Below are 22,842 nucleotides of genomic sequence, written 5' to 3'. Positions count from 1 at the left end.
AGGACGCCCCGCCGGCCTCGGACGCGCGGCCGACGCGGCTCGCCGCCGAGTCCGTGCAGTGCTTGCCCCAGGAGCGAGACAGCCTGGTGTGAGATCGACCTGACGGGCCTCGACGCCGACGACGAGGCCGACGGCGAGCTCGCCACGCTGTCGCAAGGCGCCCACACGCAGCCGATGCTGCCTTGCTTCGCACGCCCAGTGGGGACCGAGGTGGCGCGCGCAACTGTGCGATCTACGTACCGGAGGTACTAGTTGTGTCCGTGATCCAGACCGAGATGCGACCGGAAGCGACGTGCCCCGCGCCGCGCCTGGCCACTCGCTCCATACGGCTGGCCATCGTGGAAGAAGACCCCCTAGTTAGAGCCGGCGTGTCCGCCATAGTCCAGTCCCACGAGCGGATCGAGGTGATCGACGAAGTCGGCCTGTCGTGGCGGGGTATGACAGCGGCGGAGTGGGACGTGGACGTCCTGCTGGTCGGCGGGGAATTCCTCGACGACGCCTTCGGAAAGACCCTTGCCCGGCGCAACGGCAGCAGGCCGGAAACCGAGGTGGGTCTGGTGGCGGTACTGCAGGCGGACGACGCCGCCATGCTCCGTAGCGCCGTAATGTGCTCCGCACGCGGTTTCGTCGACCGTGAGACCAGCCACCTGGACATCGGGCGTGCCGTGTGCGAGGTGTACGAAGGGCGTACCTACGTGTCGTCGTCCATCGCGGAAACGCTGGTCGGCTGGGTGGCGCGGGGCGTGCACCGTGAACGGCTGCCCGTACCGCAGATCGAAGCCGCCCTGACAGAGCGGGAGCTGCAGATACTGGAGGCGCTCGGCGACGGCATGTCCAACACCGCGATCGCCCGTCGGCTGCACATCCAGGAGGCCACGGTACGCAGCCACACGTACCACATTCTCAACAAGCTGAATCTGAGCACCCGCACCGAGGCGGTCCTGGCGGGGTACAACTATGTGCACGGGATTCGTCTGCAGGGGCCCGACAAGCGCGCGCAGAAGCCCGGCAAGGGGCCCCGGTACAAGGCATAGCCGCATCTGCGAGGGGAGCCACGCCGGTGGTGCGCCCGGGCGGGGCGAGACGAAGCGGTGGTCCCGCAGTACTAGGCAGTTTCGTTTGGATCACCGGGCGGACCAGAGGAAGATGCCTGCGATGTGGAGTCCGGCCAGGTAGATGGTGGCGGTCTTTTCGTAGCGGGTGGCGATGCCTCGCCATTGCTTGAGGCGGTTGATGCACCGCTCGACGGTGTTGCGCTGCTTGTAGGTCTCGCGGTCGAAGGCCGGTGGTCTGCCGCCCCGGCTGCCCCGACGTAGCCGGTGTCTGCGCTGGTCTGCGGGAACGGGGATCACTGCCCGGATGCCGCGCTTGCGCAGGTCCTCGCGGATCGCGCGGGAGGAGTACGCCTTGTCGGCCAGCACCAGGTCTGGACTGGTGCGGGGCCGTCCTCGCCGGCGGGGAACGCGCAGGCGGGCCATGACGTCGGTGAACGCGGGTGCGTCACCGGCCTGGCCTGCGGTGAGAACGAACGCCAGGGGCCGGCAGCGGGCATCGGCAGCGAGGTGGATCTTCGTGGTCAGTCCGCCGCGGGACCGGCCGATGGCATGGTCGGCCGGCTCTCCGGCCGGGGCCCCCTTTTGCGGGCTCCGGCCGCGTGCTGGTGGGCCCGCACGATGGTGGAGTCGACCGAGACGGCCCAGTTGAGGTCCTCGTCCGCGTCAGCCTGGGCGACCAGGGTGGTAAAGACTCGCTCCCAGGTGCCGTCGACGGCCCACATCCGGAGGCGGTTGTAGACCTCTCGCCAGTTGCCGTACTTCTCCGGCAGGTGAACCCACTGCGTGCCGGTCTGGAACTTGTAGGCGATCGCGTCGATCACCTCACGATGGTCCCGCCAGCGGCCACCCCGCTTCGGAGTCCGGTCCGGGAGCAACGGCTCAATCCGCGCCCACTGCGCATCAGTCAACGGCACACCCGGACCAACGACCGACTGATCCAAACGAAACTGCCTAGGTATCCGGGACGTGCGGGGACTGCCGGGTCGGGGTCTGTCAAACGAGCGGTGTAAGTGGAGTGGTTGGGACTACTGGCGGGCTGCCGACAGGCGGCCGTCGAAGGTGATGTCGAAGGCGTTCAGTGCGGTCTTCCAGCGCATGGTCCAGCGGGCCTGGCCCTTGCCCGTGGGGTCGAGAGACATGATCGCCATGTAGACGCACTTCAGGGCGGCCTGCTCGTTAGGGAAGTGCCCGCGGGCCTGCCTGGGCCCGGCTCACCAGCTCGTCGATCAGCTGGTCGTCCACGGCCTTCGCCGATACAGCCACTGCCGACTCGACAGCGTCCTGCTCGGCCACGTTCTCACTGGTCATCGATGCATCCTCCATGATCGGGAGTTGCACCGAACGATTTACAGTCCCCAGCCGACCGCCTAACGAGCTTGTGCGACTTCGTCCGCTATCGGTGAGGACGCTGCATGACGGGAAAAGAATCCGCGCGGCAGGCAGCCACGTTTCCCCTTGCGACGACTGAGTCACTGGTGGTGGGGCCGCCGGGTTGGCCGTGCCCCACCACCTTCGGGGTTGAACGGTCAGGTCATATGGTCAGACGGAAGGACTGGGCCACCGAGCTGGAGCAGCTCTGCTGGGACAGCTTCGCACCGTTGGCGGTGGAAGATCCGTCCACCGCGAGGCACTTGTTGCTATGCCGGGCTACGAAGCGGTACTGCCCCGAGGCGATGGACTCGGCACGCCACTGCTGGTTGGTGCCGCCGACGTAGTCCCACAGGTGCACCCTGGTCCCGTCCGCGGTTGCGCCTGCGCCGCCGTCCACATCCCAGGACTTGTTGTTGTGCCGATTGACTACCTGGTAGTAGCCGTCACCAGTGGAGCGGAACTGCCACTTCTCGTTCGCACCGTCACCGCACGACCACTGCTGGAGCAGGGTGCCGTTGGAGGTTCCCCAGTCGGTGGCGTCCAGGCAAGCACCGCTGTTGGTGTTTACCACCCGGTACCAGGCGCTAGTGTCGATCGGGCCAGTCGGGTCACCGCCGTCGGACGGGTTCCACACGAAGGTTGCGACCGCTCCGGCGGGCAGGGTGTAGGTGAGGGAGCGGCCGTTGTCGGTGATGGAGAAGCGCTGCGTCCCGCCGGTGTTCACGACGTAGGCGACGCGCGTGCCGTCCGGATTCTGGAAGGCGACGTTCTGGATCCCGCCGCCACCCTGACTGGTGGAGCCGATGCGGGTGGCTCCGACCTTGACGAACTTACTGATGTGGCCGAGCGAGTAATACTCCGCGCCCCGGTTGACGTTGCCGTTCGCGATCTCGACCACGCCGTTGCAGCGGTTGGTGCAGTGCCCCTGGTGCGGGCCGCCGTTCTGGTCGAGGGCGAGGTTCCAGGTCACCACGGTCTCGCCGCCGTTGCGCATGTTCTGCACGACGAGGTTCTCCGCCTGCCAGCGCAGGCTGTCGGCGAACGTGGAAGCAGGATTGGAGCTGTCGGTCCCGGAACACTCGGTGAAGAAGACACGCTTGCCCGCGTTGATGACCTGCTGCTGAGCGGAGGGCTGCCCGCCATAGCAATGGAAGGCTGCGCCGATGACACGGTTGATCCCGGACGTTCGTGAGAACACCTCGAGGGGGTAATTGGGGTGGTCCCAGTTGTGGTCGAAGGCGAGGATGTTCGTCGGCAGCGAGGCCGCGGTGAGCTTGGGATCGAGGACCCGGAGGAAGTCGGCCTGCTCCGTCGAGGACATGGACATCGAGGGATAGCTGGTGGCGAACTCGGGTTCGTTCTGGACGCTCAGATCGGTGAGGGTGATGCCCTCCTGCCGGTAGGCCTGGATCGTCTTGACCAGGTAGTCGGCATAGGAGCCGTAGTGCTCGGGTTTGAGGCTGCCACCGTTCAGCGAGTTGCTGGTCTTCATCCACCCCGGAGGCGACCAAGGGGTTCCCATGAAGCGGATGGACGGGTTGACGCTGAGCGCCTGCTTGAGGACCGGGATGATATCTGCCCGGTCCCGCTCGATGGAGAACTGACCGGGCGTGTCCTCGTATGAATGCGGGTTGTTCGTGGCATCGAAGTCGCTGCTGCCCAGCGGCTGACGCAGGTAGGAAAGGCCGATCCCATCACTCGAGGTCGAGAACAGCGACCGCATGAGGTGGTTGCGCCTGTCCTGCGGCAGTTGCTGTATGAGGCGGGCTGACGCGCCGGTGACCGAGGCGCCGGCACCCGTGTACCGCTGCCCCCGGGTGTTCGCATCGACGCGGATGTCTACGGACTGTGGAGAGCCAGTGAAGGGTGCGCTGCCATCCGAGCTGAGCTTGCGAGTGCCGTCTGGGGTGGTGATCCACACCTGGGCGACGGGATCAGCGGCCTGTGCGGTTCCACCACCCGCGAGGCCGAGGCCGGTGACAGCCAGAGCCAGGACGATGGCAGCCGTCCGAGCTCTGGGCGAGCGGGTCCTGAAACGGTTTGACATGGTGCGGGTCTCCTTCGGTCGGTGACGCGTGGGGGTATGCCAATCGGCTCGCCAGAGCGGGGAGGACGGCGAGGCGACCGGGCTCGAAGGGTGATGCACTCGGGGGGCGCGGGCAGGGTCAGAGGCGCAGCCGAAGGGGGGGACAGCAATTCTGTCTCGCTGCCTACCGCTTCTGGTGCGCGTGCAACGCTGCGGCATCACACGCTCAATTAAGTCGACGCAGCGGTGCAAGAAGATCAGCGGGACCTGCTCGGCGCGAGTGAGGAAGGCTCCGGCTGCGCTGCTGAGCAAGCGGACCGGCCCTGGGGACGCGAAGCCATTCGGCGTGCCCGCTCAAGGACACGGCGCATCGGCGGCCGATGATGCAGCCGTACTTGCACGGCTTCTCCTGCGAGCCGCCACCCAACTTGATGAGGGGCCCTGTCCCGTGCGCTCCGCACCCCGCTGAGGGCTGGCCACACAGCCCAACGTCAAGAGTGTGGAGGTCTGTTGCTAAGGCAGAAGACATGGAACTCCTTATGGGTGCAACGACGAGTGGGCGACATGAAAGCACACCTACTAAGTACTTAGTAAGTGGTCTGCACCAATGCGTCCGAGAAACGAGAAGATCATCACTGGTCGTGATGGCGCGGCGTAGGCTGTCGCGAGTGAGTGACCAGTCAGTAGGCAAACCTGTCCGCGGTGCCAGGGCCAGAGCACGCGCCCCGCGCAGCGTCAAAGCACGGAGGCGGCAGCAGGACATCCTGCATATCGCCACGGATACTTTCGCCGCTCGCGGCTACAACAACGCTTCCCTGGCGGAGATCGCCGACCGTGTGGGACTGACCCAGGCCGGTGTACTGCACTACTTCCGATCGAAGGCGTTGCTGCTCACCAGTGTCCTAGAACTCCGTGACGAGGCGGACATAGAGCAGCTCGGCACCGAGCGCCCACAGGGCATCGAGTTTCTCCGTCATCTCGTCGCCACCGCCCGCCGGAACGCCAAACGCGAGGGTATCGTCAGGCTCTACACAGTGCTCTCCGCCGAGTCTGTCACCGACGCCCACCCGGCCCAGGCATACTTCCGAGACCGGTACGCCGGCCTGCGCGCCTTTGTTACTGACGCCGTGATCGAAGCCTGCAGGCTCGGCGAGGAGAACAGGGCAGCCGCACAGATCGCGGCGAACGCCATCATCGCCGTCATGGACGGTCTCCAGATCCAATGGCTGCTTGCTCCGGACGACGTTGACATGGTGGCTTCCACGGATCTAGTGGTCACATCGTTGCTCGCGCACCTTGCTCCTGAGCGCTTCTCCGCGACCACCTGAGCCCGCTACGGACGGCTCGGGGATCGGGGCCCGGCGGCGTGGACGACGTGACGGGTTGGATGCGCATCCCAGCACGGAGTCAGCGCCGGTGTAGTGGATCCCGAACGAGTGACGCCGGGTGGCCGATGAGTTTGTTGCGGTTCTGCCACCGGATTGGATGGAGCCAGGGCGCGCGGGCCTGGATATGCCGCGCTTTCTGTAGGTTCCGGAATCGCTCAGTTTGAGGTGGCGGGCAGTGGTGTGTACGCGTCGACAGACCTTGGGCCGACCCGGTTCACACCGTTGCCTCTGGGATGAGGGCCGACAGCTACGGGATGGCACACGGTGGGGTTCTTCCGAACGTCCTGGCGGCCAGCTGGGGTGAGGAGGATCCTGGGGGTACCGGCACCGTGTGGTCGCGCCGGGAGGACTCGATGCTTACCCGGGAAATCCAGGTCGGGCTTGTCTAAAGGTCAGCGCGGTGCATCCGATGGGCGTGTACCTTTGAGCCGCCATGCGTACAGCACCGACGCAACGGCGGGGTCTCACCGGGAATGCTCCGCATGGCGCTGGAGGCGCAGGGTTTCCAGGAGGCGGAGCCAGACTTCGCTGACCGTGGGGTAGCTGGGCACCACGTGCCAGAGGGTCGACAGGGGGATACGCCCGACAATGGCCGTGGTCGCCGAATGGACGAGCTCTGCGATACCGGCGCCCACGAAGGTCGCCCCCACCACGGTGTCGGTGGCGCGGTCGATGACAAGTTTGGCGCGGCCTCGGTAGTCCGGACGCAGGAGGTAGGTGCCGGCAAGTGCGCTGAGGTCATACTCGACCACTTCGACGTCGATACCACTGTCACGGGCCTGCTGCTCGGTTGCGCCTGCGCTGCCGACCTCAGGAGTGGTGAAGACGACCTGAGGAGTCCCGGCATGCCCAGTCGCGGCGGACGGCAGATCACCCAGGTTCCTTGCGCGGACAGCAATGACTTCCCCCGCGGTCCGGGCCTGATACTTGCCCATGTGCGTCAGCAGGGCGCGGCCGCACACGTCTCCAATGGCATACAACCAGTTGTCGGCCGCACCCCTTACGCACTGGTGGTCGTCGACCGCGAGATAGCCACCGGCAGCGAGACCGATGGTGTCCAGGCCGATGTCATCCGTATTCGGTGTACGCCCGGCGGCCACGACGACCTCGTCTGCCAGGATCACCGTGCCGTCGTCGAGAGTCACATCGGCCTCACCGCCGTGTATGCAGCCTCGACCCGTGCCATGGGCGTCGGGCCGCCGGACTTCGGCCATCGTGCGCCTGGGGCGCAACTGCACCCCTCGTTCCTGCAGCTCCTCGCTTACCAGCGCTCCCACGAACGGCTCGTACCGGCCCAGCAACTGCTCGCCGCGGTGGACAAGGGTGACCTCGGCTGCGCCCAGACCGCGCAGCCAGGTCGCCGCCTCGCAGGCGACCACACCGCCGCCCAGGATAGCGACTCGGCGAGGTACCTCTCGCATGGTGGTCACATCCCTCGATGTCCAAGGCAGAGCGGAGCGCAGTCCCGGAATGTCCGGCACCGCCGGGCACGAACCGGTATCGATCACCACGGCATGCCTGGCCGTCAAGGTTCTGGTCGAGCCGTTAGGCAGGGACACCCTGATGGTGCGCTCCCCAGCCAGCCGGCCGTAACCGCGGACCACATCGATACCGGCACTCACAGCCCAGTTCACCTGGGATGTGTCGTTGAGGTGACGGACAACCCTGTCACGCCGGGCCAGTACGTCATCGACATCGAGCCCTGCCGACAATCCGGGCAGATGGCAGGCCGCGTCCACCACCTCGACCGGCCGGAGCAGCGCCTTGCTGGGCATACACGCCCAGTACGAGCATTCGCCACCGAGCAGGTCGCTCTCAACGAGGACGGAGGACAAGCCGGAGAACTGGCTCGCGTACTGGGCGGCGTTCTCGCCTGCGGCCGCACCGCCGAGCACAATCACGTCCCACTGCGTGCGGTCCGGGTTCACCGTTGCTGTCATGGGGTCCTCCTCTAAGCGGCGTGAGGCGTGCGCACGATGGCGCGTGAGGCGAGGGTTCCATGGGACAGAGCCTGTACGGCCCGGACCCGCTGCGGACACGGTCATGAAACGTTGGGCCGGGACCGAACCGCCCAGGTAAGGCAGTGACGCTGGGCCCCGTTCTCGGCGGCTGCTCCCAGCCATGCCGCATCAACGGTGATCGGGCCGCGGAGATGTAGGCGGTCGGGCTGTACCTGAGGAAGAGGGATGGGCGCCTAGTTCCCGCGATATCAGTTTCTTGGACACCGAGCCGCGATGCGGTGTGCGGGGCCGGTCTTCACGGAGACGGACAAGGATGGGAACGGTGGCGGCGTGCCGCACCGCCAGCTCCGGTTGACGGTCGGCATTCACCTTGATCACCGGCAGGACGGCCGCTGATTTCGTCAGCGCTCTCCTCCACCGTACGTTGTAAGCGCGGCAGGGGGACGCCAGACGGCTAAGAAGCACACCCGCACCGGAGGCCCCCACGGCCAGGAGGTACGGGCAACGTTTGCGCTGGTTCTATGCGGGGACAGCAGACAGGGGACGTCTTTGCCCGGCTGCTGGTCTCCTTGGCTGTATCCGTACAGGTTTCGCCATCGGACGGGCGGCCACTCGGGGGCCGAGGACCGGCGAGGTGCGTGCACCGAGCCGTCGGTGGACAACGATCCACCAGTTTGTCTAGTAGTGCACGCTTTAGATGTTTGGCAGTCCAACGCAGCGGACGGTCTGGAACAGTGCGGTGCGCCGTCCCGGTGCGGTCATTACAAGAGAGGCCACCGTGCGTGTGTGTTCGGCACCACGTAGTGCGCCCTTCCTGCGCTCGGAGTCGGCCGACGTTGGCATGAGCGTCGCCCGCCCGGTCGTCGGGCTGCCTCCAGGCCGCGCGTGCGCCCACAGCGATCACATGGCATTCCGTCGGAAACAGGGATGAACATCATGAGCAATCCGAATCTCGAATTTGCTGCGCAGGAAATGGCCGACGCTACGGCGAATCCCCCGTTCCTCTACGAGCTGGGTCCGGAGGGAGCCGCAAGGTACTCGACGACATCCAGGCTGCCTCCATTGACAAGCTCGAGGTCGAAGCGGGCGCATAGCACCGCCTCTCCGCTGCGGGCCGGAGCGGACGAGCTCACCGGGCTGCCGCCGGCTCTGGTGATCGTGGATGAGAACGACGTGCTGCGTGACGAAGGTGAGGCGTACGCCCGTCGCCCGGTCCAAGCGGGCGCTCCCACGACGAGCATCCGCTACAAGGCCGTCATCCACGACCTCATGATGCTCAGTCCCGTCTGTGTGACGAACGGCGCAAACGCTGCGATCGAACAGGCTATCCGCACCCTGCGGACGGCGTTCGCGAACTGACACACGCGCCAGGCCGGTCCGGGTCCCGACCGGACCGGCCCCTGACACCACAGGAGCGGACCACTCGCGAGCCGGGAGCGTGTCTGCCGCCGGAGGTGATGAACCATGGCAAAGCTGCTGTCGGTCAATGTAGGCCTGCCCAAGGACGTCACCTGGCGCGACCAAACAGTGCACACGGGGGTCTGGAAAACGCCAGTGACCGGTCCCCGAACGGTACGGCGGCTCAATATCGACGGCGACGGTCAGGGGGATCTCGCCGGCCACGGCGGTGAAGTGCGCGCCGTCTTGGTCTACCAGCTCGCCTCCTACCGCTACTGGCAGGAATTCCTGGACCGTGACGACCTCGCCTACGGACACTTCGGAGAGAACTTCACCGTCGACGGGTTGGCGGACGACGAGGTCTGCATCGGAGACCGCTACCGGATCGGGACCGCGGTCTTCGAGGTCACCCAACCGCGGGTGACCTGCTACCGCGTTGGCATCCGTCTGGGCGAGCCCCGCATGCCCGCGTTGCTCGTAAGTCATGAGCGGCCGGGCTTCTACCTCCGGGTGCTCATCGAGGGTGAGGTGCAGGCTGGCCAGGACATCGTCAAGATCTCTGACGGTCCGGAGCGGATGACCGTCGCGGAGGTCGACGCCCTGCTCTACCGCCCACCGCATCTCCCGGACCGTCTGGAGCAGGCCCTGCGCATCCCGGCTCTCAGCCCAGGCTGGCAGCACTCCTTCCGTGCCATGCTGCACCAGGCCGAGTCCGGCGACGGGGCACGGGAGGCGAACGCGGGCCTGAACCAGGTTGCAGCTCCGCAGCCCGCCTGGGAAGGCTTTCGGCCGCTGAGGGTGCACCGCATCGACGAGGAGACGTCGAGTATCCGCTCCCTGTGGCTGGCCAGCCAGGACGATGCGGCACTGCCCATTGCGCCTCCGGGCCAGTACCTCACTGTGCGCATCACTCCTGGTATCGGCGCTCAACCGATGGTGCGTTCCTACTCGCTGTCCGGGCAACCCGGCGCAGACTGCTATCGCATCAGCGTCAAGCGGGAGGACCGTGGGCTGGCCAGCACGTGGCTGCACACCGATGTCCAGGTCGGCGACAGCATCGAGGCGGCCGCCCCCCGCGGAGTATTCACTCTGCAGCCCGGGGCCGGGACCGTCGTCCTTGCCTCCGCAGGAGTGGGGGCAACACCGCTGCTCGCCATGCTCCGTGCACTGGCCGACGCCGGCTCGCCCCGCCCTGTCTGGTGGCTTCACGGCGCCCGTAACCACCGTCTGCACGTCTTCGCCCGAGAGGCGGGAGAACTACTTGCTCAGCTCCGGCACAGTCACAGCCGCATCTACTACAGCCGCCCGGAATCCGGGGACATTCTCGGGTGTGACTACACCGCTCGCGGCCGCCTGACCGCCGACGCTGTCGCAGGACTCGGCCTGCCCGCCGACACCGACGCCTACCTGTGCGGCCCGGCCGGCTTTCTGAGCGAGGTCACCGATGGCTTGCTGCGGCAGGGCGTGACGCCTCAGAACATCCATACAGAGATCTTCGGATCCGGCCCTGCCCTCAACCCTGGCCTTGTCCCGTCCGAACGCCGTGCACCGCACCCTCCCCCGGGACCTCCGGGCACGGGTCCCGCCGTGCGTTTCGCCCGCAGCGGGCTGGCCGCTGCCTGGAGCGACCGCTACGGCAGCCTGCTCGAACTTGCCGAAGCCTGCGATGTGCCGGTGCGCTGGTCCTGCCGCACCGGAGTGTGCCGCACCTGCGAGACGGCGTTGATCGACGGCCACGTCTCCTATTCACCTGACCCCGTAGAGGAGCCCCCGTCCAGCACCGCCCTGATCTGCTGCTCGAAGCCAGAGCAGGAGATCACGCTTGACCTGTGAGGCTGCCGCACACGGCGCCCCGCCTGACTCGAAGCAGGGAAATATGCGTGCCGGCTAAGGCAGATCAGAGGGTGTGCGGGTCGAACCTGCCCCAGGCGACAGCCACGCAGAGCACGATCAGTACCAAATTGACACCGATCCTTGGGAACTCCTGGCCCCAGGCCTGCGCCGCGGACACTGTCTCCGTGACTCTCCGGCGCGAGCACGATCAAGGCGGGCAGTCGGCCTCGTAGAGCTGGGCATCTCGGGAGGTGTCGTCGAGTGCGTCGACGAGCGAGATCGGCAGATTGGCTTCGGCGACGTGGGGGTCGGCGCTGAGGTTGGGGCTGCCTTGCCAGCCGGGGGCCAATATGGGCGCCAGCGACCAGAGAGCTCAGCGCGAAGAGCGATGACGGACGTGTTCGAGCAGTGATGGGCGAAGCAGAACACGCAGTTCGACACGGAGCTGGCAGAAATCTGGACTGGACGGCATCCTGGATCTGTCGGGAGGGCTGGCGGCCATTCTGGCTGGGAGCGTGGACACACCCGCGTTCTTGCCAGCCGAATTCCTCCTGTTGTGCCTGGTCTCGGGCGCGCATGAGAGAGCGGACCGCCGCATGCGACAGGTGCAGGGCATGCGCGAAGGGGAGACGTCCGCACGTCCGCACAGCCAGGCGGGTCTCCACGGGCACCGCTTCAAGCCAGGGGCCGGGGTCTTGGCTCAGGTACCGTGAGCCGCGGAGCAGCGGCCCGAATCACCAGTTCGACACCGACCGGATGATGGCTGTCAACTGCACTCGTGCGCTCCTTGTCGACCGCAATGTCGAGGAACTGCCTGCCCGGGCCGCCCTGTGTGCGCATGACCTGCTGTGCGTGCTTGAGTACGTCGAAGGACACGGTCACGCGCATTACGCCCTTGCCCTGGACGGTGCCCTCGCGCGAGCTCAGGACCTCCTGCGCGCCCTGACCTCAGAGGTCATCGCCCGTCTCGGTCTCAGCGAGAGCCTCCATCCGGACTACGAGACACTGCTGAGCCTCCTGGACGACTTCATCGGCGCAGACCTGCGCCAGGCGAATCTGACGGGGGTCAAACTGGACGGCCTGTGGTGGTCAGAGGCATCCACGAGCTGGCCGCCCTACGTAGACATCGAACTGCTCGAGCTCGACTCGGTCGAAACGGCACCGGATTCGGGAATCTACGTGATCACCCGAGGCGGTATGACCAACATCCCCGACAGCCTCACGTGCGCTTGAATTGGGCTGCGGCAATGAGAGATCCCGCCGTTTCATGGCTGCCCGCAAAACCGACCTCAGCCAGCGCAGGAGGCTGGACGGGTCGCACCAGTCAGCGGCTGCGGAGGTTCTCGGACCAGTCCTGGAGCGGGCCTTCGAGGACGAGGTTGTCTCCGCGGCTCACGGCCTGCAGCATTTGGGCGCACACGGTCGTTTCTGCGGCGAGGCCGGCCGGGGTGCCCAGGATCGGGAAGACAGCGCGGACGCGGGCGGCAATGTCAGGTTGGAGCAGCGTGTAGGCGTAGAGCATGGCGCATCGAACCCCTCTGGTGCGCGCCCACAGCCCCCCACTGGCCATGCAGTGCGCCGATGAACCGTCGACTGGCCGAGCAGCTTGCACTTGGCGGCAACTGAAAGGCCCGGTCCGTGCGGGAGCAGGCCGGGCTGCGGAAGTGGTTACAGGTCCTGGACGGCGCGCAGGGCGGCGTCGACGCGGGTCATGGCCGCGGCGTCGACGGGGCCGATGAGTTTGCCGCCGTCGAACCGGTCGACGCGCAGTTGTGCGATGTTGACGGCAACGGCGGTGCACGGGAGTGGGTCGCCGATGACGACGGACATGGCGGTGTCGGGGTAGCGGCCGCTGTCGTGCAGCACGATCACGAGGACAGCGCCGTACGCCTCTTCAAGGCCGGTCAGGCTGATGATCAGGACGTTGCGGCCGTCGGGGAGCGACCAGATTTCTCCACGGTTCACAGGGTGTCGCCCTCGCCCGCCAGGTCATCGCCAAGGCCGAGCGTGGCGAGCTGCTTCGCAGCATCGAGAGTGGCGGCGCGGCGGGCGGCGCGCACGACGTACGCGTTCACGCTCAGGCCGGCCTCGGATGCGGCTGCCCGGATCGAAGGTGCAAGGTCATCGGGAACGCGCAGGGTCATCGTGGTGACAGACATAGTTGCAGCATAACCACCGGTTTCCGGTGGCGTCAGGCGGTTGCAGCATCACGATGCACCAGACGGACGGCACCTGGGACCGGCTCCTGCAGACGGTCCAGGCCGACGCCGACCTGCCGGGGGGGATCGACTAGTAGTGCTTCGTTATGTTCTGGGTTGTCTGTGGCGGGTTCGTGGGCTGTGCAGGGGGCGGCCGCAGGTGGTGCAGGCACCGGCCCAGCACCTCAGTAGGTCCTGGAGGAGGTGGAGGACCTGGTAGAGGGTCAGGCTGGTGTGCGGGCTTTTGGGTCGAGCCGCCCGAGGGTGAGGAATGCCTGGGCGGCGGTGACGAGGGTGACGTGGTGGTGCCAGCCGCGCCAGGTGCGGCCCTCGAAATGGTCCAGTCCCAGGCCGTGCTTGCGTTCGCGGTAGTCGTGCTCGATCCGCCAGCGCATCTTCGCCCACCGCACCAGGTCGGCGACCGGGGTGGTGGCAGGCAGGTTCGATATCCAGTAGCCCGTCGGAGCGTCCTGGCCGTCCGGCCATTCGACCAGGAGTGTCTGGGTGGGCAGGACGCCGTCCCACCGGTTGCGGCCGCCGCCCGCCTCCTGAGCTGCGCCCACGGGCTGCTTGCCCGCAGGCCGGACGGTCAGGACCGTGAACCGTGAGTCATCGCGCCTTTGCGGCCCTGGCGCCAGGCCACCTCGGTGAACCGGCCGGCACCGGCCTCGGCCGCGAGGACGGAGACGGCTCGCGGTGGAATGCGATACCGGGGCAGCGTCGGCGGACCGAGCCCGCCGTAAGCGGGCTGGTACGGCTCGGCATGCTCCGGATGGGCGACTTCCTTCCCGGTCAGCGCCAGCACATAGGCCAGCCCGCGCTGTTGAAGACCGAGCCGGAAGGGGGTGCTGACGCCATAGCCGGCGTCGGCGACCATGACCGGCGCCTTCAGCTGCCACTCGCCGAGCGTGTCGAGCAGACCGAATGCCAGGCGCCACTTCTCCTGGTGCACCACCTCGTCGGGCACCCCTGCCCTGCGGCACCGCTCCGGTGCATCCGTCCACTCGCCCGGCAGATACAACTGCCAGTTCAACGGGCAGGAGGCGGTGTCGGTGGCGGCATGGACGCTGACCGCGACCTGGCAGTTCGCCCGTTTGCCGACCGCCCCGCAGTACTGCCGAGCCACCCCCACCGACGCGGTGCCGCACTTGGAAACGACACATCGTCCACCACCCACACCTCAGGTGTGATCACCTCGGACAGTCGCTCGGCGATCCGCCGCCGCACCGGCAGCGGATCCCACGGCGACTGGTTCACGAACTGCTGCAGGGCCTGCATGTTCCCGTCCGGCAGCCGCTCGGCCATCGGCTGGATCGACTTCCGCCGCCCGTCCAGCATCAGACCACGTAACACGCACCCCATCGCCGCTGATCCCGCCGCGGCAGCGAGGCGAACACATCGGCAACGAACCCCGCCAACTCACCCCGGAGCCGTTCCACCTCCCCCAGCCTTATACCGGGAAGATGCCCACCACCAGCCGAGATCACTCAACGTAACGAAGCACTACTAGGGTCCGTCTTCAAAGATCATTCAGGTGGTAGATCATGGTGTCGTGGTACGTCGTCATGAACTCACTGACCAGGAGTGGGAGTTACTCGCTCCGCTGATACCCCGGGCCGCGACAGGGCGGCCTCGCGTGGAGGACCGTCAGGTCATCAACGGGATGGTTTACAAGATCCGTACCGGGATCTCCTGGCGTGACCTGCCGGAACGCTACGGGCCGTGGAAGACCGTCTACACCCGTTTCCGCCGCTACGCCCTCGGGTGTTCACCCAAGCCCTGCAGCAGATCCAGGCCCACGCCGACGCGGCCGGCGACATCGACTGGCTGGTCCAGATCGACTCCACCATCGTCCGCGCTCACCAGCACGCCGCCGCCACGGGCCGAAAAGGGGCGGCACCGGCAGGACGAACCGGGCGATCACGCCCTCGGTCGATCCCGAGGGGGACTGACCACCAAAATCCACCTCGCCTGCGACGGCAAGGGCCGCCCGCTCGCGATCCTGGTGACGCCCGGCCAACGCCACGACAGTGTCTGCGCACGCCCGCTGCTGGAACGGATCCGCGTTCCCCGGACCGGCCCGGGCCGGCCACGCTGCAGGCCCGACCAGGTCATCGCAGACAAGGCTTACAGCTCCCGCGGCTTCCGCGCCTACCTGCGACAACGCGGCATTGCGCACGTCATCCCGAGAAGGCCGACCAGCGACGGCACCGACACAAACGCGGCCGCTGCGGCGGCAGGCCGCCAGGTTTCGACCGGGAGACCTACCGGCGGCGCAACGTGATCGAACGCTGCTTCAACCGGCTCAAGGGCTTCCGCGGCATCGCCACCAGATACGACAAGACCGCCACTTCCTACGAAGCGGCGGTCACACTCACGTCGTTCCTGCTCTGGGCAAGATCCGTTTGAAGACGGACCCTAGTTCCTTGCTCCTGACATCTTGACGCTTCTGGTCCGGACCTTTAGGTTCACGCATCACAAGGTCATTCCAGAATGCGCCCAGAGTTCATCCATGTGAACGTCGCGTTGCTCGGACCCCCCACCCCGACCGCCCCGTGCGAAAGGCCGTGCCTTGATGACCAGACCCTTCTCCAGCCTCAGCCTGCCTGCTACTGCTATCGCTGCGACCGTACTTGCCATCGCCGCAGGTGCACTGACGGTTTCACCGGCTTCTGCCGCCACCGGGCAGATCACCGGCCTGTCCGGTAAATGTATGGATGTCGCCGGAGCGAACAGCAGCAACGGCACTGCTGTGCAGCTCTACGACTGCAACGGCACCGCAGCGCAACAGTGGACGGTCGGCTCCGACGGCACCATTCGGGCACTGGGGAAGTGCCTGGATGTCGTCGACGGGTCCGTCGCCAACGGTGCCAAACTCCAAATCTGGGACTGCACAGGTGCGGCGAATCAGCGATGGAAAGTGACCACGGCCCGAGACATCGTCAACCCTGCGGCCGACAAGTGCGCTGACGTCACCGGGAGCTCCTCGGCAAACGGCACTCGGCTGCAGCTGTGGAGCTGCACCGGAGCCGGCAACCAGAAGTGGAGCGCACCGGCTGCCGACGGCGTTCCTCCGGGCGACGGGGCCCCGATGGCCGTGGCACCGTACCTGTACAACGGGTGGGGCAGTCCCCCGAGTCCGACCACCGTGACCAACGCGACCGGGGTCAAGTGGTACACGCTCGCGTTCATCCTCAGCAACGGGTACTGCAACCCTCAGTGGGACGGGAGCCGTGCACTGACCGGAGGAGTTGACCAACAGACCATCAGTACTGTGCGAAGCAATGGCGGTGACGTCATCCCCTCCTTTGGCGGGTGGAGCGGCAACAAGCTTGAGAGCTCCTGTTCCAGCGCCGGGGAACTGGCCGCCGCCTACCAGAAAGTCATCAACACGTACGGCCTGAAGGCCATCGACATCGACATCGAGGCCGCCGCCTACGACAGTCCCGTCGTCCAGCAGCGCACGGTGGATGCGCTGAAGACCGTGAAGGCCAGCAATCCCGGCATCAAGGTGTACGTCACCTTCGGCACCGGGCAGAGCGGTCCCGACACCAGCCTGATAGACCGGGCCGCAGCAGCAGGCCTCACCGTGGACAGTTGGACCATCATGCCGTTCAACTTCGGCGGCAACGGCCAGAACATGGGCGCCCTCACCACTCGCGCCGCCGAAGGCCTCAAGGCCGCGGTGAAGAACGCCTACGGCTACAGCGACGACCAGGCTTACCGGCACATGGGGATTTCCTCAATGAACGGCGTCACCGACGTCGGGGAGACAATCACGGTCGACGACTTCCGGACCATTCTCGCCTACGCCCAGCAGCACCACCTTGCACGTCTGACGTTCTGGTCCGTCAATCGCGACCGCCCGTGTGCCGGCGGTGGAGCCGACACGTGCTCGGGAGTCGGGCAGCAGCCCTGGGACTTCACCCGCATCTTGGCGCAGTACCGGGGCTGACGTGTCCGCCACGCCGCGCTGTCCGCTTCGAAAAACCGCCAAGCAGGAGGCCGCATGCCCTCGACAGACGTACCTCTGCCCCGCGTGTCCTGGTCGCTGATGTCCGTCCTCTTCCTCTTGGCCGCCCTCCTCGGGCTGGCCCCAGCATCCCCCGCGGCCGCTGCACGCCCCGCTGCAGCCGCACCGTTCAAGGTGCTCGCGTTCTACAACGGAACCTGGGATGCAGCTCACATCAACTTCGTCCGCGAGGCCAACGCCTGGTTCCCGCGTGCTGGAGCAGACAACGGATTCACGTACACCTCCACCACCGACTGGAATCTGCTCGCCAACGGTGGCGCAGACGCATACGACGTCGTCGTATTCTTGGACGACGCCCCGACGACCCCTGCTCAGCGCGCCGGCTTCGAACGGTACATGCGAGGCGGTGGTGCTTGGCTCGGCTTCCATGTGTCCGCGTTCACGACACAGGCCCAGAACTGGCCGTGGTACTACAACCAGTTCCTGGGCAGCGGCAACTTCAGGTCCAACACCTGGGGGCCGACCACTGCTCAGCTACGCGTCGAGAATCCCAGCCATCCGTCGACCACAAACCTTCCCGCCGGCTTCACCTCGTCGGTCAGCGAATGGTACAGCTGGTCCAACGACCTCCGCGGCAACCCCGATATCGACATCCTCGCCTCCGTCGATCCCAGCAGCTTCCCCCTGGGAACCGACCCCAACCAGACCTGGTACGACGGCTACTACCCCATCGTGTGGACCAACAGCCAGTACAAGATGCTGTATGCGAACTTCGGGCACAACGCGATGAACTACGAGACCAACACGGCCCTTTCATCCACGTTCGCCAGTTCTGTCCAGAACCGGTGGCTGCTCGACGGCCTGAAATGGCTCGGCGGAAACACAGTCCAGCCACCGGCGGACGGGATCTCCGGGACTGCGTGGTATTCCCTGTCCAGCCAGTCCAACGGAGCCTGCGTGGACGCCCGCGCGGCAAGCACGGTCAACGGGACGCCAATCCAGCAGTACAGGTGCAACGGCACCGCAGCGCAGCAGTTCCAGTTCCGCTCCACCGACGGCGGATATGCGCGTATTGCGGCGCGCGGTAACCCGCAGCAGGTCGTCGACGTAACCGACCGCTCCACGGCCGGCAACGCGCCCTTGCAACTGTGGTCGTACGCCGGGGGCACCAACCAGCAGTGGCAACCTGTCGCAGAACCCGACGGAACGTACCACTTCACCGCCCGGCACAGCGGACAATGCCTCAGCGCAGCCGATACCGCCGCCGATGGCATCCAGCTCACGCAACGCCCCTGCGACGGCTCCCGAACTCAAAGCTTCAGCCTCACCGAGCAGCCCTGACGTCGGAAGATCGGCTACGGGCCGGCATATCTCGGCCGATCCGCTACCGCAGCATGCTCGAGCCACAACACACCTCTGCGGTAGCGGATCTCCGCGATCGGGGCACGACAGCACCCGCAAGGGACCGCTCGACGACCCAGCGGCGGGGCAGGATGAGGAAGCCGGAGGTGTCATTCGGCCGGGAGACGGTCTTGATCGTCACGTTCAGGTGCTTCTTGGCCCAGGTGACGAGCATGCCTGCGCAGGCGGAGTCGGCCCGGACGATGGTGATCTCCGGGTGCATGAGGCGGAGGCGAAACGGGGCTTCCTTCGCGGTGGCAGAGTCGTGCAGGTCGGCCGGGGTGACCATGACCTCAGCGGCAAGCCACGGGTGTCGACGACGAGGTGGCGCTTGCGGCCGTTGACCTTCTCGCCTGCGTCGTAGCCGCGGGAGTCCTTGCCGACCGTGGAGGGCCGCCTTCACCGACTGGGAGTCGATGATGGTGGTGACGGCGCTGGGCCCTTTGCCCATATCGCGGCGGATGCGTCCGGCGAGGTGGCGTCGGCGTACATGTGAACGTGCCCTACGGATGAACGTGCCAGCCTCCGGACGTACCGAGGACTGAACGTGAGCAGTCCGCTGCCGGCCTGTAACGGGTGGCGGAGGGCGGCTGACCGTGGTCTTGGACCCGCAGCGATGGATGAGGCTTCGACGTTTTCGCGGGCTGTTCGAGTCCGGGGCGATGAGCCTGTCGGAGGTCGCGAAGGAGACCGGGCTGAACCGCGCACGGTCCGCACGTCATTCGAACCTGCTGAGAGGCTGAAGACCCTCCACGAATGCCCGGAAGTCGGCCGCGAGCGGCAGATCTGCGCCGGAGTCGGTGTCGAACCAGGTCACCGACGGCTCACCCAACGCGCTGCAGGACCGGTAGTCGAGACCGATCCAGTAGTGACCGTCACCGGACAGCAGCACGACTGGAGACGGCAGTTTCCACTCCTCCACCAGGTACGGCGTGTCCAACAGCGACAAGCCGTGCTCGCCAGTGCCGATCCCCATCAACTCGGTGAACGGGATGTGGTCCTCGCTCCACGAGGTTGGCTGACTGGTCGGAAAGGCGTCACGGTCGGCCGTCACGCCGCCGCCGTTTTGCACATACAGAAGGCCGAGCAGCGATTCGGGGAGTCGCAGCCCGAGGACTTTCTCCGCGTCGGCGACGGTTGCTTGCGTCAAGGCAGGCTGGACACCGTAAGTATCTCTGCTCCAGAAGGACGCCTTGATCTCGTCAAACTTCATCGGCTCCTCCGCTCGGGGCGTCGTGGCGAATCAGCCGGTCAAGCTCTTCGGCCGAGTCGGCGGCGAGGCGGTAGATGCCCTGGAGGCTCGTTGAACGGATCAGGCGCCCATCCTCGACGTGCTTGAGCAGTCGCTCGCCCCGGCGGGATGTGTACGTCAGCCGTTCCAAGAGGCCCCCAGGGACGACCGTGTCGAACCTGAGCGGGGCACCTGGCGGCCCGATGAGCACTTCGGTGACGCATCCGGTCTTGAGCGGGCGCCAGTCCAGCAACTTCACGTAGTCATCATCGGGAAGCGCCGAGCCGGCGTTCTCGTAGGGGACGATGCGAGCTACCTCCAGCACCCCCAGCACATGGAGACGGGCGCGGTGGGCTCGCACGGGGTAGATGTGGTCGCCAGGCTGCACCCCCGCGCGCTGGAAGCTCGGCAGCGACTGGTGCGGCCCCCCGAACAGCATCGTCAGCCGCCGACCGGCATAGCCGGACCGCTCAAGTTCTCGGCACAAGTCGTTGGTCCACAACGTCGTATATGAGTTCGACATGCCGGCACGGTAGCCGTGCCCTCCGACAGGCACGGCCTCAGACCGATGTCAGTACGTAGTGGCATGCTCGCGGTCATGGACAAGGAGCGGTTCTGGGCGCTGATCGAGAAAGCTCGTGAACGCGTACCTGACACCAGGGAAGGTTCCGTTATCGCCGGCCATGCCTCCGCGTTGCTTGCTCGCTGCTCAGCCCAAGGAGATCACCGCGGCACAGCAAACCCTGTGGGATCTCATGGCCGACTCCTACCGGAACCCGCTGTGGGCCGCCGCCTATGTCGTCAACGGCGGCTGCTCGGACGATGGCTTCGACTACTTCCGCGGCTGGCTGATCGCACAAGGGCGCACAACATTCGAGCGCGTCCTCGCGGACCCCGACAACCTTGCCGAACTCCCTGGCGTCCTCACTGCCGCGGATGAGGGTATCGCCCTCGACTGCGAAGACATACTGAGCATCGCCTGGAACGCCCACGAGAAGGCCACTGGCAAGGGACTTCCCGCCGACGCCTTCACCATCCGGTACCCGTGTCTGGACCCTGCCTGGGACTTCGATTTTGACGATCGTGAAGAGATGGCTCGCAGGCTCCCCGCCTTGACCGCGCTGTATGCGTACTGACAGCGGGCGCAACATCCCGTGACAACGACACGCACCAGCCTGAGCTGACTCACCGTAACCGCTACTCAAGTCCTATCCGAAAGGCCCCCCTTGAGCTGGGACGTGATCCTCATACGCCTGCCCGACGACGTCACCTCGGTGCAGGAGATCCCCGCCGGCTACATCCCGGCCCCGCTCGGCAGGCGAGGCGACATACTCGCGGCTGTCACCCAGGCAGTTCCCGATGTTGATCTCTCGGACCCCGAGTGGGGTGAGATTTCCAGCCCCACGTGGTCCATCGAGCTCAACATCGGCTCAGAGGACCCGGTGGAATCCGTCATGCTCCACATCCGGGGCTCTGGCGACGATGTGCTGACGCCCGTCCTCGGTCTTGCCGAGGCTCTGCGGTGCAAGGCGCTCGACTGCGCCGAAGGGGGCCTGATCACTCCGGGGCAGACGTCGGGCTGGCACGCTTTCCAGCAGTTCCGCGATCGAGTGATGGGCCCCTCTCAGTGATATCTCCCGGTCATGGCGCCAGCATCCACCCCCTGCACATCGCTCACCGCCTACGCCCGGCTCGCCCCGCGACCCGCAGTATTGCGTTCTCCAGCTGCGGCGCACAGCCGTTCAGGAGAGGAAACAAGCAGCTCAAGCCCATGCCGAGCCGGTGGCTGCCCTGAGTCCTTGCATGCGTAGCAGCCTATTCAGGCCGCGTACCGTGTGAGGCCGCCCGAAGTGGATCCAGACGGGCCACGAGATCGCTGGCGCCGGCTGCCTGCCCCGGTTTCCGCATAACGGAAAGGCGGACTGGCCTGGTCCTCGATCCTCGGGGAGATCGCCGGACCGTTCGCCTAGCTCGCCAGGCGCCGCCGTGGTGCGATGGAGGGGGGTGGGAAGGAGAAGGTGATGATCTCACCAGCAGCGGAGCGCAAGGGTGGAGTGGCTCCGGTGTCAGTCCGCCCGCTGGAGGAGTCAGACTTGGATCGGGCCGACGAGATCTGCAGGATGGCCTTTGGGACGTTCCTCGGGGTCCGTGAGCCTTTCGAGACCGTCGACTACGTCCACACCCGCTGGGCGGCAGATCCGCGGTCGGCGTTCGCGGCGACAGTCGGGGGCGAGCTCGTCGGATCGAACTTCGCCACCAATTGGGGCAGCATCGGTTATTTCGGCCCCCTGACCGTGCATCCGGATCTGTGGGACCAGGGTATCGGCCGGCGTTTGATGGAGCCGGTCATGGACCGCTTCGACGCTTGGGGGAACTCCCACCTCGGTCTGTTCACCTTCTCCCACAGTGCCAAGCATCTTGAGCTCTACCGCCGGTACGGTTTCTGGCCTCGATTCCTCACAGCCATCATGAAGAAGCAGGTCACGACCAGTGCCACAGTCCCCGGCAGAGCCCTCTACGGCGAACTGCCCGCCGCCGAGCGACCCGCCGCGCTGAACCTCTGTCACTCACTGACGGAAGCCGTGTACAAAGGCCTGAACCTGGAACGCGAGATCGTGACCGCGCTCGCCCAGGGAGTCGGTGACACCATTCTGCTCCATGGCGCTGGCTCCGAGTTGGACGGCCTGGCCGTCTGCCACTGCGGAGCCGGGTCAGAGGCCGGCGCGGACGTGTGCTACGTCAAGTTCGGCGCCGTGCGCCCTGGCCCAGAGGCCGCCAACCGATTCGAGCGACTGCTCGACGCGTGCGAGCAGTTGGCCGCCGAGCGCGGACTGGGCGAGTTGGATGCCGGAACGAACCTGGGCCGCCCGGATACATATCGGCGCATGATCGACCGCGGTTTACGCACTCGGCTGCAGGGCGTGACCATGCACAGGCCTAACGAACCCGGATACAGCCACCCCGACGCGTATGTGATCGACGACTGGCGCTGAGCCACCGCCGCCCT

General features: G+C 66.4%; 20 protein-coding genes and 3 pseudogenes. 11 read left to right on the top strand and 12 right to left on the bottom strand.

The genetic code is table 11. The features are described 5' to 3' along the window. Positions 1-260: 260 nt before the first annotated feature. Entirely contained in the window at positions 261-1,034 is a 774-nt protein-coding gene (locus tag F3L20_RS32695; protein ID WP_150157705.1) for a LuxR C-terminal-related transcriptional regulator, read from the top strand. Between the two features lie 90 nt (positions 1,035-1,124). Here the strand turns inward: F3L20_RS32695 and F3L20_RS32690 are convergent. From F3L20_RS32690 to F3L20_RS32680, 4 genes and pseudogenes are all read right to left on the bottom strand, one after another. Next, positions 1,125-1,996, bottom strand: a protein-coding gene (locus F3L20_RS32690) for an IS5 family transposase (RefSeq protein WP_431193199.1) whose coding sequence is annotated in 2 segments (ribosomal slippage) — positions 1,125-1,639 and positions 1,639-1,996 — 873 coding nt in all. Because the reading frame shifts where the segments join, the coding sequence is not laid out codon by codon here. Between the two features lie 84 nt (positions 1,997-2,080). After that, a pseudogene (locus F3L20_RS32685) lies at positions 2,081-2,254 on the bottom strand (IS256 family transposase); the annotation flags it as partial. Beyond that, on the bottom strand, positions 2,232-2,363 hold the full coding sequence (locus F3L20_RS35365; RefSeq protein ID WP_276615874.1) for a hypothetical protein: 132 nt from the start codon (positions 2,361-2,363) through the stop codon (positions 2,232-2,234). The pseudogene F3L20_RS32685 and the gene F3L20_RS35365, both read right to left, overlap by 23 nt. 223 nt (positions 2,364-2,586) lie before the next feature. Then, on the bottom strand, positions 2,587-4,473 hold the full coding sequence (locus F3L20_RS32680) for an RICIN domain-containing protein (RefSeq protein ID WP_150157704.1): 1,887 nt from the start codon (positions 4,471-4,473) through the stop codon (positions 2,587-2,589). Positions 4,474-5,096: 623 nt separating this feature from the next. On the opposite strand from F3L20_RS32680, the gene F3L20_RS32675 reads away from it, so the two are divergent. Further along, a complete protein-coding gene (locus F3L20_RS32675) occupies positions 5,097-5,780 on the top strand; it encodes a TetR/AcrR family transcriptional regulator (RefSeq protein ID WP_150157838.1) in 684 nt (227 codons plus the stop codon). 524 nt (positions 5,781-6,304) lie between these two features. On the opposite strand, the gene F3L20_RS32670 is transcribed toward F3L20_RS32675, so the two are convergent. After that, positions 6,305-7,780: a dihydrolipoyl dehydrogenase family protein gene (locus tag F3L20_RS32670; RefSeq protein ID WP_150157703.1), complete on the bottom strand. Its 1,476-nt coding sequence runs from the start codon at positions 7,778-7,780 to the stop codon at positions 6,305-6,307. A gap of 1,104 nt (positions 7,781-8,884) precedes the next feature. On the opposite strand from F3L20_RS32670, the pseudogene F3L20_RS32665 reads away from it, so the two are divergent. The 3 genes and pseudogenes from F3L20_RS32665 to F3L20_RS32655 form a co-directional block, all read left to right on the top strand. Beyond that, positions 8,885-9,160: pseudogene (locus tag F3L20_RS32665) on the top strand (alpha/beta hydrolase fold domain-containing protein); the annotation flags it as partial. A gap of 105 nt (positions 9,161-9,265) precedes the next feature. Then, the gene (locus F3L20_RS32660) at positions 9,266-11,032 is read left to right on the top strand and encodes an MOSC and FAD-binding oxidoreductase domain-containing protein (RefSeq protein WP_150157701.1); all 1,767 of its coding nucleotides are present in this window, start codon (positions 9,266-9,268) and stop codon (positions 11,030-11,032) included. Between the two features lie 756 nt (positions 11,033-11,788). Beyond that, positions 11,789-12,265: a hypothetical protein gene (locus F3L20_RS32655; protein WP_150157700.1), complete on the top strand. Its 477-nt coding sequence runs from the start codon at positions 11,789-11,791 to the stop codon at positions 12,263-12,265. A 91-nt stretch (positions 12,266-12,356) separates the two neighbouring features. Here the strand turns inward: F3L20_RS32655 and F3L20_RS32650 are convergent, their stop codons facing one another. The 4 genes and pseudogenes from F3L20_RS32650 to F3L20_RS32635 all read right to left on the bottom strand — a co-directional run bounded on the left by F3L20_RS32650 (position 12,357) and on the right by F3L20_RS32635 (position 14,684). After that, on the bottom strand, positions 12,357-12,554 hold the full coding sequence (locus F3L20_RS32650) for a hypothetical protein (protein ID WP_206338963.1): 198 nt from the start codon (positions 12,552-12,554) through the stop codon (positions 12,357-12,359). 146 nt (positions 12,555-12,700) lie between these two features. Further along, positions 12,701-12,997, bottom strand: coding sequence for a hypothetical protein (locus F3L20_RS32645; RefSeq protein WP_150157699.1), 297 nt, complete (start codon positions 12,995-12,997; stop codon positions 12,701-12,703). Next, positions 12,994-13,191, bottom strand: coding sequence for a toxin-antitoxin system HicB family antitoxin (locus F3L20_RS32640; protein ID WP_224228317.1), 198 nt, complete (start codon positions 13,189-13,191; stop codon positions 12,994-12,996). The genes F3L20_RS32645 and F3L20_RS32640 overlap by 4 nt, the downstream gene beginning before the upstream one ends. 263 nt (positions 13,192-13,454) lie before the next feature. Then, positions 13,455-14,684 (bottom strand): annotated as a pseudogene (locus F3L20_RS32635) (IS701 family transposase). A gap of 80 nt (positions 14,685-14,764) precedes the next feature. Between F3L20_RS32635 and F3L20_RS32625 the strand changes: the two are divergent. From F3L20_RS32625 to F3L20_RS32615, 3 genes are all read left to right on the top strand, one after another. Then, entirely contained in the window at positions 14,765-15,514 is a 750-nt protein-coding gene (locus F3L20_RS32625) for an IS5 family transposase (protein WP_431193212.1), read from the top strand. Between the two features lie 291 nt (positions 15,515-15,805). After that, positions 15,806-17,185, top strand: coding sequence for a ricin-type beta-trefoil lectin domain protein (locus tag F3L20_RS32620; RefSeq protein ID WP_150157698.1), 1,380 nt, complete (start codon positions 15,806-15,808; stop codon positions 17,183-17,185). 54 nt (positions 17,186-17,239) lie between these two features. Next, a complete protein-coding gene (locus F3L20_RS32615) occupies positions 17,240-18,544 on the top strand; it encodes a ThuA domain-containing protein (RefSeq protein ID WP_150157697.1) in 1,305 nt (434 codons plus the stop codon). A gap of 43 nt (positions 18,545-18,587) precedes the next feature. On the opposite strand, the gene F3L20_RS32610 is transcribed toward F3L20_RS32615, so the two are convergent. From F3L20_RS32610 to F3L20_RS32600, 3 genes are all read right to left on the bottom strand, one after another. Next, positions 18,588-19,055, bottom strand: a complete 468-nt coding sequence (locus F3L20_RS32610; protein ID WP_346768153.1) for a transposase — start codon at positions 19,053-19,055, stop codon at positions 18,588-18,590. Between the two features lie 267 nt (positions 19,056-19,322). Then, positions 19,323-19,817: an SMI1/KNR4 family protein gene (locus tag F3L20_RS32605; protein WP_150157696.1), complete on the bottom strand. Its 495-nt coding sequence runs from the start codon at positions 19,815-19,817 to the stop codon at positions 19,323-19,325. After that, complete coding sequence (locus F3L20_RS32600; RefSeq protein WP_240811027.1) at positions 19,807-20,358, bottom strand: hypothetical protein; 552 nt, start codon at positions 20,356-20,358, stop codon at positions 19,807-19,809. Before F3L20_RS32600 ends, F3L20_RS32605 begins: the two co-directional genes overlap by 11 nt. A gap of 115 nt (positions 20,359-20,473) precedes the next feature. Here F3L20_RS32600 and F3L20_RS32595 point away from each other — a divergent pair, with 115 nt between their 5' ends. The 3 genes from F3L20_RS32595 to F3L20_RS32585 all read left to right on the top strand — a co-directional run bounded on the left by F3L20_RS32595 (position 20,474) and on the right by F3L20_RS32585 (position 22,828). After that, positions 20,474-20,971, top strand: coding sequence for a DUF4240 domain-containing protein (locus tag F3L20_RS32595; RefSeq protein ID WP_346768152.1), 498 nt, complete (start codon positions 20,474-20,476; stop codon positions 20,969-20,971). A gap of 90 nt (positions 20,972-21,061) precedes the next feature. Next, complete coding sequence (locus tag F3L20_RS32590) at positions 21,062-21,466, top strand: hypothetical protein (protein ID WP_150157695.1); 405 nt, start codon at positions 21,062-21,064, stop codon at positions 21,464-21,466. Between the two features lie 390 nt (positions 21,467-21,856). Next, complete coding sequence (locus F3L20_RS32585) at positions 21,857-22,828, top strand: GNAT family N-acetyltransferase (RefSeq protein ID WP_167534742.1); 972 nt, start codon at positions 21,857-21,859, stop codon at positions 22,826-22,828. Positions 22,829-22,842: the final 14 nt, after the last annotated feature.

Origin of the sequence: Streptomyces tendae (assembly GCF_008632955.1) — a bacterium.
In the GTDB taxonomy this organism is placed as follows: domain Bacteria; phylum Actinomycetota; class Actinomycetes; order Streptomycetales; family Streptomycetaceae; genus Streptomyces.
Note: the sequence above shows the minus strand (reverse complement) of the source record. Positions and strands in the feature narration are given on the sequence as shown.

Coding starts and splice junctions, on each gene's coding strand:
- F3L20_RS32660 (WP_150157701.1), top strand. CDS start 9,266: ATGGCAAAGCTGCTGTCGGTCAATGTAGGCCTGCCCAAGGACGTCACC.
- F3L20_RS32620 (WP_150157698.1), top strand. CDS start 15,806: ATGACCAGACCCTTCTCCAGCCTCAGCCTGCCTGCTACTGCTATCGCT.
- F3L20_RS32675 (WP_150157838.1), top strand. CDS start 5,097: ATGGCGCGGCGTAGGCTGTCGCGAGTGAGTGACCAGTCAGTAGGCAAA.
- F3L20_RS32655 (WP_150157700.1), top strand. CDS start 11,789: ATGATGGCTGTCAACTGCACTCGTGCGCTCCTTGTCGACCGCAATGTC.
- F3L20_RS32615 (WP_150157697.1), top strand. CDS start 17,240: ATGCCCTCGACAGACGTACCTCTGCCCCGCGTGTCCTGGTCGCTGATG.
- F3L20_RS32610 (WP_346768153.1), bottom strand. CDS start 19,055: ATGGGCAAAGGGCCCAGCGCCGTCACCACCATCATCGACTCCCAGTCG.
- F3L20_RS32605 (WP_150157696.1), bottom strand. CDS start 19,817: ATGAAGTTTGACGAGATCAAGGCGTCCTTCTGGAGCAGAGATACTTAC.
- F3L20_RS32670 (WP_150157703.1), bottom strand. CDS start 7,780: ATGACAGCAACGGTGAACCCGGACCGCACGCAGTGGGACGTGATTGTG.
- F3L20_RS32650 (WP_206338963.1), bottom strand. CDS start 12,554: ATGCTCTACGCCTACACGCTGCTCCAACCTGACATTGCCGCCCGCGTC.
- F3L20_RS32640 (WP_224228317.1), bottom strand. CDS start 13,191: ATGTCTGTCACCACGATGACCCTGCGCGTTCCCGATGACCTTGCACCT.
- F3L20_RS35365 (WP_276615874.1), bottom strand. CDS start 2,363: ATGACCAGTGAGAACGTGGCCGAGCAGGACGCTGTCGAGTCGGCAGTG.
- F3L20_RS32585 (WP_167534742.1), top strand. CDS start 21,857: ATGATCTCACCAGCAGCGGAGCGCAAGGGTGGAGTGGCTCCGGTGTCA.
- F3L20_RS32680 (WP_150157704.1), bottom strand. CDS start 4,473: ATGTCAAACCGTTTCAGGACCCGCTCGCCCAGAGCTCGGACGGCTGCC.
- F3L20_RS32600 (WP_240811027.1), bottom strand. CDS start 20,358: ATGTCGAACTCATATACGACGTTGTGGACCAACGACTTGTGCCGAGAA.